This window comes from Candidatus Photodesmus blepharonis, assembly GCF_000731795.2.
Lineage (GTDB): Bacteria > Pseudomonadota > Gammaproteobacteria > Enterobacterales > Vibrionaceae > Vibrio > Vibrio blepharonis.
In genome coordinates this window covers 1-13718 of record NZ_JGVK01000018.1, presented here as the reverse complement: position 1 = coordinate 13718, position 13718 = coordinate 1, and the positions used below count along the sequence as shown (strand labels likewise).

Genomic DNA, 13718 nt, shown 5'->3' with positions numbered 1-13718 from the left:
AAATCCTTTGCTTGTTATAGCAATAATTTATCAACTAATCCGATAGCTTGGCCAATATAGTTAGCTGGTGTCATTTCTTTTAAAAGTTTTTTTTCCTCCTCTGGAATTTCGAGAGAATCAACAAAATTATGCATCGATTTAGCATCAACAAACTTACCGCAGGTTAAATCCTTAAGTTTTTCATAAGGCTTTTCTATACCATAACGACGCATCACAGTTTGTATTGGTTCTGCCAATATTTCCCAACTTTTATCAAGTTCATCAATAAGAACCTGACGATTGATTTCTAGTTTACTAATGCCTTTTAATGTTGAACGATAAGCAATCATCGTATACCCGATCCCAACACCTAGATTACGTAACACAGTTGAATCTGTTAAATCCCTCTGCCAACGAGAAATAGGTAATTTCTGTGCTAAGTGAGCAAATACAGCATTCGCCAAACCAAGATTACCCTCTGAGTTTTCAAAATCAATGGGATTAATTTTATGCGGCATCGTTGAAGAACCAATTTCTTCAGATTTTTTTTGCTTGAAATAGCCAAGAGCAATATAACCCCACATATCACGATTAAAGTCGATAAGAATCGTATTAAATCTTGACATTGCATTAAATAACTCAGCAATATAATCATGCGGTTCGATTTGAGTAGTGTAGGGATTCCAAGTTACACCTAACTCCGTAATAAATTCTTCGCTAAACGCATGCCAGTCTAATGTAGGGTAAGCAGAAAGATGAGAGTTATAATTGCCTACGGCTCCGTTAATCTTCGCTAAAATTTCAACGTTTCTAATTTGTTTATGCTGACGTTCCATACGATACAATACATTAGCCATTTCTTTACCCATGGTTGAAGGAGAAGCAGGTTGACCATGCGTACGCGATAACAAAGGAACATCACGATATTCAAAAACAAGAGCTTTAATCGCATCAATGATATTTTTAATTTCAGGAAAAATAATGGTATTGCAAGCCTCCTTCAACATAAGTGCATGAGAAATATTATTGATGTCCTCTGAAGTACAAGCAAAATGGATAAACTCATTGACGGCATGTAGTTCAGGGAGTTTTGCTACCTTCTCCTTTAAAAAGTACTCTACTGCCTTAACATCGTGATTTGTTCTACATTCAATTTCTTTAATACGTACTGCATCTTCTTCACAAAAACTAGCTATGATACTATCAAGATACTGATTTGCTTCATCGCTAAATCTGGATATTTCCTTAATACCATCCGTTTTTGACAGCTTCTTCAACCAATGAACTTCAACAATAATACGATACTTTAGAAGTGCAAATTCACTAAAAATATAACGCAGAGCAACAGTTTTATTAGCATAACGACCATCTAAAGGTGAAATAGCTGTCAATGTCGATAGTTTCATGCTTATTCCTCACAACTAATTGTTTTTTTATAAAAAAATAACATTTACATTCTATCTAATAAAATCTTAGCCTGTTGAATCATTTTTCTACGACCAAAGATTAAGTGACGACGTTTACCACCAACCTGACGCCATAGAACTGTGCTACGACTTCCTGATAGGAGCAAAGCACGTACTTTATGTTGATTAAGTTTATGTTGTAATACAGATGGAGTGCCCATAACCTGAATACGAGGACTTATTGGACTGATAACATCAAGATAAACACTAGCTAAATTACCGATCATTTGCTCATGAAGTAACTCAAAGTGATCCAATTGACGCTCCAGTATCGAGATGCGTTCACTAAGCTGGCGCATAGCATTACTGGAGTTTCTTAATTTACGCTCTATCGCTATCAAGCTGATAATATAACGCGCGACTTCACTACCCCTAGGGCTTCTATCTATTCCTCTTACAAGACATTCAAGACCAATTTTTAAATCGGTTTCAGAACCATAAACACTAAGCGTGCTGTTAGGGCTAGTGCTCATAATCGCATTTAAAGCTATTTTAAACGCATCTGTATTGCATTCACCATTTTTTGCAATCTGCTGAACTAAGGCAACAGCTTGACAAATACCTGCAAACGCAATAGTGCGATCATAAAGTGCGTTATTACCCACGTAGTCTCTCTCCACAATACTAAAACCAATTAAATACGCCGCTCAATGATACCACCGCCAAGACAAATATCATTTAAATAAAATACAGCAGATTGTCCCGGAGTAACTGCTATCTGAGGCTTGTCAAAAAAAACGTTAATATTTTCGTTATTAATAGGCACAAGAGTACATGGGACATCTATTTGACGATAACGCGTTTGTACAGTACATCGCATTGGTCGCGTAACTGGCACTCTATCAATCCAATGTAACTGAGATGCGAAAAATCCACGAGACTTTAAAAGTGGATGCCCTCTACCTTGCACAACAATCAGAACATTTCTCTTCAAATCCTTTTCAGCGACATACCATGGTTGGTTCATTCCGCATTTTTGACCTCCGATATGTAGTCCTTTTCTTTGACCTAAGGTATGATACATTAGTCCTTTGTGTTCACCTACTATTTGACCATCCGGCGTTTCTATATCTCCTGGTTCAGACGTTAAGTAACGCGATAAAAAATTGGTAAATTTTCGTTTGCCAATAAAACAAATACCTGTAGAATCCCTCTTTCTTGCGGTAATTAATCCTCGTTCTTCCGCAATACGACGTACTTCAGATTTTTTGAATTCACCAAGTATAAACAAACTGCGATTAATTTGCTCATATCCAAGTGTATAAAGAAAGTAACTTTGGTCTTTGCTACTATCTATCCCACGCAGCATTAATGGTTTTCGGCTTTTATTGGACAAAAACCGACGTACATAATGCCCCATCGCGATGTAATCAGCACCAAGCACATCATAAGCAAATTCTGGGAATACTTTAAATTTGATTTCTTTGTTACAAAGAATATCTGGATTAGGGGTTCTACCCGCTTTATATTCTGATAGAAAGTGTTCAAAGACATTATCCCAATATTCTGAAGCAAAATTTATAGTGTGAAGATGTATATTAAGTGTATTACACACTGCTTGAGCATCAGCGAGATCTTCTGCTGCCGCGCAATACTCTTCATCATCGTCCTCTTCCCAATTTTTCATAAACAAACCTTCTACTTCATAACCTTGTTTTAATAGAAGATAAGCAGCAACTGATGAATCGACGCCACCGGACATACCAACAATAACTTTCTTCTGGCTGTTATGAGACATTACTTGACACCATTTAAGGTAAGTGAATTAAAAAACAGACCATATAGGCGATAATTTATATATAAAAAAATTGATAATCCATTCAACTTTAAAGAACTTAACTTATAGAATAAAGACACCCTATCCTCGTAAAAAAACATCAAAAACCAACCGTTATCTTAATCCTACGCAAAAAACACAAATAACATTAAGATGGGGCATATTATACGTATATAAATTGGCCATACTTTCCAAAAAAATCCTTCTTCAATTTCAGGATAACCCTTTTTAAGCTCTTTCAACACTATATTACGATGCCAAAGCCAACCTGCGATCAAGGTGATAAATAAACCAATAATTGGTTGTGCATATAAAGTAGTTAATTGAACAACAAAACCGAATAAACTATCAAAGTTGAATATAATAATTGCTGAAATAGCAATGATCAATGTGCCAACCCAAGCGACAGCAACAGCACGACTATGGTTAAATTCTTCAGTTACACACGCAACAGACACTTCCAACATCGAAATGGAAGACGTCAACGCTGCAATAATCATTAATAAGAAAAAAACAATGCTGACACAAATGCCAACAACACCCATCGTCTCAAACATCGCTGGAAGTGTGGTAAATACCAAAGTATCCGAATTTAATAATGAACCTGATTCTGAGAAAATTTCTATGCCATTTTCCTTCGCAACAAACATCGCTGGAAGAATAAGAAAACCAGCACTAAATGCAACACCAGTATCAACCAATGCAACTTGAGCCGCTATTTTTGGCAGATTAGCATCCTTCTTTAAGTAAGAACCATAGACCATCATAGTACATACTCCTAGAGAAAGCGAAAAAAATGCCTGTCCCATTGCATTCAACGCTATATTAATACCAAAATTAGATATATTTGGAATCAAATACATTTTTAAACCTTCGATAGCTCCATCTTGAGTGAAGATATACATAATCATCGATAAGAACAGAGAAAACAAAAGAGGCATTAAATAGGTTGACCACTTCTCAATTCCGTCAGCAATACCATTTCGCACGATGTACATTGTTAAGAACATAAATGCAATCGTTAGTATTAAATTTCCCGCAATACCAAAATCTGTCAAGCAATCAGCTGTATTCTTCATCCCCAGTAAATCCATACTGCTGGAAACAAAATATCCAACTAACCAACCAGCTACAATCGAGTAAAAGCTCAAAATTAATGAGACAGCTACCATGCTTGCGATTCCAACCGCACAAGCCCCACCTTTAGGATAGACTGCCTTTAAAGAACGAATTGGATTCAATTGACCATAACGACCAATTGTCAGTTCAGCTACTAACATCGGAAATGCGAGAAAAAATACCATTATAAGATAGACAATTAAAAAAACTGCACCACCATTGCTTGCAGCTTGCGTAGGAAAACCCCAAATATTACCTAAGCCCACAGCTGAACCTGCTGCCGCCATAACAAAACCAAATTTTGAAGAAAAATGACCTCTAGAAGAAACATTTGGCATATTGTATTTACCGCATCACACTTGCGCTATAAAATTGAAGTTTCCATGCAAAAATTAATCTAAAACCTAGCAACTACATGATCCATATTAAATGTTAAATTTACTTCATCAAACATTCGCTAAAACTGTCAGACAAGGATTGCAGTAATCTAAAATAGCTACCGTTTTCCACGTTAATACTAGAACCTATAGGGTCTAAAACTCCAACATTCACAGCGCTTCCCTTTATCGAGGAATGAACGAGAGAAGGGGGAAATTGTAATTCAGAAAATACACATTTTGCTTTGTTGCTGAGCAAAGCAGTACGAATAGACATCAACGTTTTGGCTCCGGGTTTTCTATCTGGTATAATGGTAAAGTATCCTAAATGATTAAGAGCATAGTCTTTCTCAAAATATTTATACGCATCATGAAAAACATAATATCCTTTTTCTCTTACAGGCTTTAATTGACTATCGATTTTTGCAGAAATATGCTCCAGTGTATCCACAAAATTTGATAGATTTCTTAAGTACCTGACCTTGTTTTCAGGGTCCATTTCAACAAGTTTGTAAGCAATAGCTTGAGCTACACGAATGGTAGGTTTCTTCCCTAACCAAAAATGAGGATCATGGTTTTTGTGATCATGTTCATAGTCACTAAATTTATCTACATGATGTTTCTCTTGGCTTTTAAGGCCAAAAAGCTCGCTTAATTCCAAAATATTTCTGCGCTTTAAAAGAATTTTTTCTAAAAATGGCTCTAAATTATGTCCATACCAAATAATTAACTTAGCACGTTCAATTCTTTTTAGATCGGATGGACGCAGAGAGTAACCATGCGGCGATATATTGTTCGAAAGCAAAACATCCGGTGTGCTAATTCCTTTTGTAATTTCTAGGGTTATCATTTGGATAGGTTTGATGCTTGTTAGTATGTTTTGAGCGCGAAGAGCAAACGAAATCGCTGAAGCAGTTACAATAGCTAACAAAAATATAAATCTCATAAATATAACGACGTAGATTTAAATGTGAACTAATGTTACACTGTAAGGCTAGTCTATTGCAAATGAGTTCCTTCATGACTACTTTGGTAGAATTACGAAACATTCAAGTGTGTTTTGGAAAAAAAAATGTTCTCGATAGTGTAACTCTAACTCTAAAAAAAGGAAAAATTACTACCCTAATCGGACCTAATGGTGCTGGAAAATCCACTCTAATAAAAGTTTTGTTAGGGCTGCAACCTATGCATGATGGAGAAGTAATAAAAAAAAGAAAATTGCGTGTTGGCTACGTTCCGCAAAAAACAAATTTGAATGATTTATTACCACTAAACGTTAACTCTTTTTTAAAGTTAGCTGGAAAGTTTAGCGAACAAGAGATACTTGAAGCATTAAAATTAGTTGGTGCAGAACATCTCACCGCAAATAGTATACATAAACTATCTGGGGGAGAAAACCGACGAGTTTTAATCGCTAGAGCCTTGCTGCAACGTCCTAACCTACTGGTTCTTGATGAACCGGCGCAGGGAGTAGATGTACAAGGACAAATAGACCTATACGGGCTGATTGATAGTATTCGCCATCGCTTCAACTGCGCTGTATTCATGGCTTCGCATGATTTATATTTTGTAATGGCTAAAACCGATAAAGTAATTTGTCTGCATCATCATATTTGTTGTTCCGGTACTCCAGAAAACATTACGAAGCACCCGAATTATATCGCATTATTTGGACAGTATCAATCAGGCGGTCTCTCTTTGTATCATCACCAACATGATCCATAGCATTATTCGATAATGCAATATACATAGGTAAATTGATAACAACATACAAAAAGCCACTCAAACCCAACTAAAAAATTACCTGATGATCGATTTTTTGCTCCCTTCTATCTTGGCCGGTTTAGGCATAGCCATCATATCAGGTCCATTAGGATCTTTTGTTATTTGGCGTAAAATGGCCTATTTTGGTGACACTCTTGCCCATATGTCACTCATGGGACTTTCTTTAGGATTCTTATTCAACATCAATATTTATTTTGCCTTGTTAATTTGTTGCTTATCTCTAGCTGTTATTTTAGTTACACTTCAAAAGAAGCAACTTATATCCACTGATACGCTGCTTGGTATCCTTGCTCATAGCTCTCTTTCATTGGGTCTTATCGCAGTTAGTTTCCTAGATAACATAAGAGTAGACTTGATGAACTATTTATTTGGTGACTTATTAGCAGTATCACAATCAGATCTCAAAATCATTTATATTGGGATCTTAGCCATCACTTTAACTCTTTTTTTATTTTGGCGCCCACTGCTCTCAACAACTGTTAACGAAGACCTAGCTAAAGTTGAAGGCCTCAACATCGATTTAATGAGGCTTTTATTAATGCTTATGATAGGGTTAGTAATTGCAGTAGGAATGAAGTTTTTCGGAGCTTTAATAATGACCTCATTGCTAATTATTCCTGCAGCAACAGCAAGGCCGTTTTCCAAAACTCCTGAAAAAATGGCGATTTTCTCCTCTTTAATCAGTGCAATGTCTGTAATGTCTGGACTCACACTCTCCTGGCATTTTGATACACCAGCAGGTCCGTCAATCGTAATTAGTGCAACAACACTATTCGTATTAAGTCAAATCATCAAATCCACTTAGGTTAGGCTAAGCTAATGCTGTTGAAATTCATCAACCTCAACTTTTGAATCGCTATTGTTATGCAAAGATTCAAGGAAACTCAAATATTGCTGATCAATATCGCCAGTAATATATTCACCGCTAAATACCGAAGTCTCAAACTTAACAATATCACGATTTCCAATATTTACTGCATCAACTAAATCATCTAGAGTTTGAAAAATAAGTTCATCTGCTCCTATTTGCTTACAAATGGAATCGTTATCACGCCCATGAGCGATCAACTCATTAGGATTTGGCATATCAATACCATACACATTAGGAAAACGAACTTCCGGTGCAGCTGAAACCATAAACACTTTTTTCGCTCCTGAATCATACGCCATTTCAACAATTTGTTTTGATGTAGTTCCTCGAACGATTGAATCATCAACCAACAACACGTTCTTATCTTTAAATTCAGAACGAATGCCATTTAATTTACGACGTACCGATTCCTTACGTTGTTGTTGACCAGGCATAATAAATGTACGACCTACGTAGCGACTTTTCACAAAGCCTTGACGATACGGTTTATCAATAGCTTGTGCTATCTGTAGCGCAATATCGCACGAAGTTTCTGGGATAGGTATAACAACATCAATATCCAAATAAGCATACTCGTCTTTAATGCGCTGACCCAACTTTCTGCCCATTTCAACACGAGCGCTGTACACGGAGATCTTATCTATAAACGAATCAGGTCGTGCAAAATAAACAAACTCAAAAATACAAGGATTCAAAGTCGGATTATCAGCACATTGCCGAGAAAAAAACTCACCTTTAAATGTCACATAGATGGCTTCACCAGGTGCAACATCTCTGACAAAATTAAAACCAACAGCATCTAGTGCCACTGACTCTGAAGCAACCATGTATTCAGTTTTCCTACCTTTTATCTCACGTCTACCTAAACATAACGGACGAATACCATTAGGATCTCGAAAAGCAATAAGTCCATGCCCAATAACCATAGCAACAACAGCATATGCTCCTCGGACAGTACGATGAACATTAGCAATCGATCGAAAAATATCCTCCGATGTTACATTTCCTTTTACGATATCAAGTTCATGTGCAAGTACATTAAGTAATACTTCCGAATCAGAAGTGGTATTAACATGACGGCGATCTTTTTCAAACAATTTCTCACGTACCTTATGCGCATTAGTCAGATTCCCATTGTGCGCAAGAGTAATGCCAAATGGGGAATTTACATAGAAAGGTTGAGCTTCTAACGCACTGGAGCTACCTGCTGTTGGATATCGAACATGACCGATGCCAACATTACCTCGAAGACATTGCATATATTTTTCTGTAAATACATCTTTCACTAATCCATTTGCTTTACGCAAACGAAAACGATCGTTTTCTATGATACAAATCCCAGTAGCATCTTGACCACGATGCTGTAACACCATCAATGCATCATAAATTAATTGATTTACAGGCACTGTCCCTACAATTCCAACAATACCACACATTCTTTAACCTCTAACCCTCGATTTACGAAAATAAACGATCGGAACTAAATTGTACCAGATAAAAAACTTGATGTTACTTGAAAATAGTCAAAAAACAGCATGATAACTCGATTAAGTTCAGGAACTAACTCTGAACTTTTCCACCATATCGTACCTGTTCCAATACCAAAAACATCCATAAAAAACAAAATTGCAGAAACTATTAACACACCTCTAAAAAAACCAAACATAAGACCTATAACCCGATTGGTTCCTGATAAACCCGTCTTTTGAACTAGATGACCGATTATACAATTGACAATTGCTCCTATAACCAAAGTAATCATAAAAAGCAGCGCTATCGCTATACCATTACGAAACAATCCAGACTCAATACTACTAAAATATGTTGAAAATTTGACATAATACCGACTAGCAACAACAAAAGCGCTTAACCAAACAATCAGTGACAATGCCTCTTTGACGAAACCACGAACTAAACCTATCGCAGCTGATAGAGTAATCAAACCTAAAATAATGAAATCCAACCCATTCATACTATAATACCTTTATTACGGATTTAGGGGCATAAACCTGAGTAAATGGCCTTTTGAACCAGTTATTTTCTCTAATTCAAGAAGCTGTGATTCTAGCTTAATTTTAGAAACATCTGGGCCAATTATAACTCGAGTAAACGCATTGTCCTTCTTAGCATGAGCCTGATATCCATATTGTCGTAATTTTTTAACTATATTATTCGCATTCTGAGCGTTCTTCAACGCCATCAGTTGAATTATCCAAGCACTATCTTGGTACTTATTTTCCTCAAAATCAACCTCCTTTGGAATCGACATTATTTTTTTAGTTACTCCTTCTGGAATATCAGCAAACACTGCTTTGCTTTCAACTGGATTTAATACTTCAAACACCTCAACTTTACTTTCTAATTCAGGTTTAATCGGAATACTCATAATTTCATCTTCGTAATGAAGTTTTTTTCCATCCAACAAATCTGGAAGAACAATTACACCAATTGCAACTAAAACAATAGTGCCAACCAATCGGTTTTGAAACTTATTAGCCATCTCGTTCTCCTTTTCTCTTCCAGTATTTTAAAACTTGAGCAACCGTGTGAAATGAACCAACGACTAGTACTGCGTCCTTATCTTTTGCCAATAATGCAGCCTTCAAAGCTTCAACAGAACTTGAATATTTACCTTCAAAATGAACCAAATACTCACATAATTCATCTGCGTGTGCACCTCGTGGAACAGATAAAGACGTAGGATACCATTTACTACTGATAGGACTTAAAACATCTATTGTAGTTTTAATATCCTTGTCATTCAACATTCCAATAACCACATGAAACTTTAAACCTGTATAATATTGCCTAATATGCTTAACCAAATACCGTGCTGAATGAGGATTATGTGCAACATCTAATAAAATTGTGGGATCTGAGCTGAGAAGTTGAATTCTTCCAGGTAAACTTACACTATACAAGGCATTGATAATATTATTTTTACTTATATCAATTTCGCTGCAATTCAGTGCCATTATTGCTGTTGCTGCATTTTGAAGTGGTAATCTTGGGATAGGAAGGTCGTCCATGGTAACCGAACCACTTTTCCATTGCCAAGTTAAATTTTTAGTAAATTTATACTCGTACTCAATCTCAATTTGGTAATAATTAGCCCCGATCTTATTAGCATAAGAGGAAACAGTCCAAGGTGCCCTAGGTTCTCCACAAATTGCAGGTTTCCCTGCTCGAAAAATACCTGCCTTTTCAAAACCTATGACGTTAATATCCTTGCTTAACCAATCAACATGATCGATACCTAAGCTGACAATGATGGATACATCATGTTCTACAACATTTGTAGCATCCAAACGACCTCCAAGACCCACTTCAAGCAAAATTACATCAACATTTTCATTTTTAAATGAATATAACGCCGCAAGTGTACTATATTCAAAAAAACTCAAACTAACACCACTGCGTTGTTTTTCAATAAAATTGAACGCTTGTACGTATTTTGTATCTGTAAGATTCTTTCCATTAATACGCACACGTTCATTGTAATGGATTAAATGCGGAGAACTATAAACACCAACTGAATAACCAGCATCAAGCAAAACAGTTTCTATAAATGCACAAGTCAATCCCTTACCATTCGTTCCACCAACCGTAATAACTGTCTGAGCTGGTTTTATAAGATTTGATTCTTTAGCAACACTGCTAACACGTTCCAGTCCAAGATCAATAGTAGTACTATGAATATTTGTCAAATAATCAAGCCATACCATCAAAGATGACGTGGCTCTTGGAGTAAAATTTCGACTCATTTAACTATCTAACCAGTAAAAAACTCATTAGCTTTACTTTTTTAATGAAATGATCACGGAATCTGCTGGAAAAGTCTTCCGTATCAGCTACAATGGCGATTCATAATCAAGCATCTTCGCGATCAAACCGCTAATTCTTTGACGCATATCCCGACGATCAAGTATCATATCAATCGCACCATGTTCTAAGAGAAACTCGCTGCGTTGAAAATTTTCTGGCAAATCTTCGCGAACAGTTTGTTCAATCACACGACGACCCGCAAAACCAATCAGCGCCTTTGGTTCAGCAATATTGATATCACCTAACATAGCTAAACTTGCAGACACACCACCAAATGTAGGATCAGTCATCACGGAAATAAAAGGTAAACCTTGTGCAGAAAAACGGTCTAGTGCTGCGCTTGTTTTTGCCATTTGCATAAGAGACATCAAAGCCTCTTGCATACGAGCTCCACCACTAGCAGAAAAACATACCAACGCGCAGCTTTCTTCCATTGCTGTTCGAACAGCATGTACAAAACGCGCACCTACGATAGACCCCATAGATCCTCCCATAAAAGTAAATTCAAAAGCACAAGTGATCACTGGCATACCCAACAGTTCGCCTTTTATCACAACTAAGGCATCTTTTTCGCCGCTAAATTTCTGAGCAGATGCAATACGATCTTTGTAACGTTTCAAATCTTTAAACTTCAACTTATCTTTAGGTTCCATTTCATTCGCCAGCTCTATACGATTGCCTTTATCCAAAAAGTTTTCTAAACGATGACGAGCCTTGATACGCATATGGTGATTACATTTAGGACAAACGTGTAAATTACGTTTCAATTCTGCATTATACAATATCTGCTCGCAAGAGGAGCATTTAGTCCATATACCTTCAGGAATAGATATTTTGCGAGAGCGAACAATGCTACTTTTTTCTAAAATTCTTTCAAGCCAATTCATGAAAAACCTTTTTTAATTTAACCTCTTAGTTAATTTTAAGAGGTAAAAGTGAAAACAGAACCAATTTTCAAACAATTAACTTAATTCGTCTGAAAAAAATAATGGTCCTATAGGAAATTTAGGCAATGCAAACTTTGATGGATAATCAACGTTGACAAGATAAAGCCCTTCGGCTTTAGCTGTTTTACCAGCCAGTCTACGATCCTTCTTTCCTAGTAACCACTTTATCCAAAGAGGATGTTTTTCACCTTGACCAACAAGAATTAAACTACCTATGATATTTCTTATCATACGATACAAAAACGCATTAGCTCTAATATCAATTACAATATAACAACCGTGACGTGTTACACTTAAATGCATTACATTACGCCAAGAACTATGTGACTGACAATGGACTGCTCTGAAGGATGAAAAATCATTTTCTCCAAGCAAATATTGTCCAGCTTGGTGCATTTTTTTTGTATCAAAATTACCATGATAATGACTGACACTTAGTGATAAAAGGCCAGGACGAAAAGCGTTATTATAAATAATATAACGATAACGCCGAGAAATTGCGGTAAAACGCGCATGAAAGTCATCAGGAACCTCTCGAGCCCAACGTACCGCTACGTCGCGAGACATATGAACATTCGTACCCATTATCCATGCTGATATTTTTCGATGTGCAACAGTATCAAAGTGAACAACTTGCCCCGTAGCATGAACTCCAGTATCGGTGCGTCCAGCGCACTGAACCTCCACAGTATGATCAGCAACGATGCTTAAAGATTCTTCAAGTATCTCTTGAACACTCCTTGCATTTTGTTGACGTTGCCAACCAGAGTAATTTCTACCATCATATTCAATACCTAGCGCAATTCTCATACTCATCTATTTTATTTCGAATAATTATTTACCAATTACCTAGACTTTTTTCTAAGAGAATCAATAAGGCTTTTTGCCTCCCTTCGTATCTCATCTGAACCATCAACTATAGCTTCCTCCAATAATTTTATTGCTCCATGAAAATCGTTCATTTCAATATAAATCTGAGCTAAATTCAACTTATCCTCTACATTAACATCAGAAGATTTATCCTTAAAGTCAACATCAGTAATAGAGTCAGGAAGTTCTTGTAAACCAAAATTTAATAAGTCTAACTCCTTTTCACGATTACTTTCTTTTCCATCAACCTCAGCCATCAATTCATCTATAGTACGGTATGGATATAATTCAGGATCAAATTGAACAAGCTCATTTTGCTCCCCCCAATTTTCTTGAGAAACAACAGCTTGTTCTGGTTTGTTTTCATCATCCCAAACTATTTTTTCATCATTAGGAATATCTGGCGATATTTGAGCTCTCTGCTCGGATGATAAACTAAATCCATTCCAATCTTCACTACTTACATCAATGTTAATTGAGGTCTTCATATTTAGCTGATCTTCTTTAGATTGATTTCCATCCAACAATCCAGATTCTCTCTCTTGTATCTCAGCCACTATATCAGCTAAAGCGTCCTCTTCACTATATTCTGGAAGGTCTAGATCATCAAACGCTTCCGGCAATTCTTCATATTTTCTCTCAAGAACGGATTCTGGCTCTGGCTCTGATATCTCTGGCTCTGGCTCTGATATCTCTGGCTCT

At 36.5% G+C, this 13718-nt stretch carries 12 protein-coding genes and 2 pseudogenes; 2 read left to right on the top strand and 12 right to left on the bottom strand.

What is annotated here, in order from left to right; all coding sequences use genetic code 11:
* Nucleotides 1–14: 14 nt before the first annotated feature.
* From purB to znuA, 5 genes are all read right to left on the bottom strand, one after another.
* Complete coding sequence (gene purB / locus CF67_RS02595) at nt 15–1385, bottom strand: adenylosuccinate lyase (RefSeq protein WP_034414046.1); 1371 nt, start codon at nt 1383–1385, stop codon at nt 15–17.
* Between the two features lie 44 nt (nt 1386–1429).
* Nucleotides 1430–2050, bottom strand: coding sequence for a high frequency lysogenization protein HflD (hflD, locus tag CF67_RS02590; RefSeq protein ID WP_034414044.1), 621 nt, complete (start codon nt 2048–2050; stop codon nt 1430–1432).
* Nucleotides 2051–2079: 29 nt separating this feature from the next.
* Nucleotides 2080–3183, bottom strand: a complete 1104-nt coding sequence (gene mnmA / locus CF67_RS02585; RefSeq protein ID WP_034414042.1) for a tRNA 2-thiouridine(34) synthase MnmA — start codon at nt 3181–3183, stop codon at nt 2080–2082.
* Between the two features lie 164 nt (nt 3184–3347).
* Nucleotides 3348–4679, bottom strand: coding sequence for a sodium-dependent transporter (locus CF67_RS02580; protein WP_081847423.1), 1332 nt, complete (start codon nt 4677–4679; stop codon nt 3348–3350).
* A gap of 100 nt (nt 4680–4779) precedes the next feature.
* Nucleotides 4780–5664 carry a zinc ABC transporter substrate-binding protein ZnuA gene (gene znuA, locus CF67_RS02575; RefSeq protein WP_034414040.1) on the bottom strand — a complete coding sequence of 295 codons (885 nt, stop codon included), beginning with the start codon at nt 5662–5664 and terminating at the stop codon, nt 4780–4782.
* Between the two features lie 74 nt (nt 5665–5738).
* Here znuA and znuC point away from each other — a divergent pair.
* Nucleotides 5739–6437, top strand: a pseudogene (znuC, locus tag CF67_RS02570) (zinc ABC transporter ATP-binding protein ZnuC); the annotation flags it as partial.
* An 88-nt stretch (nt 6438–6525) separates the two neighbouring features.
* Complete coding sequence (gene znuB / locus CF67_RS02565; protein WP_034414033.1) at nt 6526–7308, top strand: zinc ABC transporter permease subunit ZnuB; 783 nt, start codon at nt 6526–6528, stop codon at nt 7306–7308.
* Between the two features lie 11 nt (nt 7309–7319).
* Here the strand turns inward: znuB and purF are convergent, their stop codons facing one another.
* From purF to CF67_RS02530, 7 genes and pseudogenes are all read right to left on the bottom strand, one after another.
* Nucleotides 7320–8810: an amidophosphoribosyltransferase gene (gene purF, locus CF67_RS02560; protein ID WP_034414031.1), complete on the bottom strand. Its 1491-nt coding sequence runs from the start codon at nt 8808–8810 to the stop codon at nt 7320–7322.
* 44 nt (nt 8811–8854) lie between these two features.
* Nucleotides 8855–9346 (bottom strand): CvpA family protein, encoded by a 492-nt coding sequence (locus CF67_RS02555; protein WP_034414028.1) that lies wholly within the window; start codon nt 9344–9346, stop codon nt 8855–8857.
* A gap of 15 nt (nt 9347–9361) precedes the next feature.
* Entirely contained in the window at nt 9362–9874 is a 513-nt protein-coding gene (locus tag CF67_RS02550) for an SPOR domain-containing protein (RefSeq protein WP_034414026.1), read from the bottom strand.
* Nucleotides 9867–11138, bottom strand: coding sequence for a bifunctional tetrahydrofolate synthase/dihydrofolate synthase (gene folC, locus CF67_RS02545; RefSeq protein ID WP_034414024.1), 1272 nt, complete (start codon nt 11136–11138; stop codon nt 9867–9869). Before folC ends, CF67_RS02550 begins: the two co-directional genes overlap by 8 nt.
* A 90-nt stretch (nt 11139–11228) precedes the next feature.
* Nucleotides 11229–12086: pseudogene (gene accD, locus CF67_RS02540) on the bottom strand (acetyl-CoA carboxylase, carboxyltransferase subunit beta); the annotation flags it as partial.
* Nucleotides 12087–12161: 75 nt separating this feature from the next.
* The gene (gene truA, locus CF67_RS02535) at nt 12162–12956 is read right to left on the bottom strand and encodes a tRNA pseudouridine(38-40) synthase TruA (protein ID WP_034414021.1); all 795 of its coding nucleotides are present in this window, start codon (nt 12954–12956) and stop codon (nt 12162–12164) included.
* 35 nt (nt 12957–12991) lie between these two features.
* Nucleotides 12992–13718, bottom strand: a 727-nt coding sequence (locus CF67_RS02530; RefSeq protein WP_278184770.1) for a FimV C-terminal domain-containing protein, incomplete at its 5' end; no start/stop codon positions are given.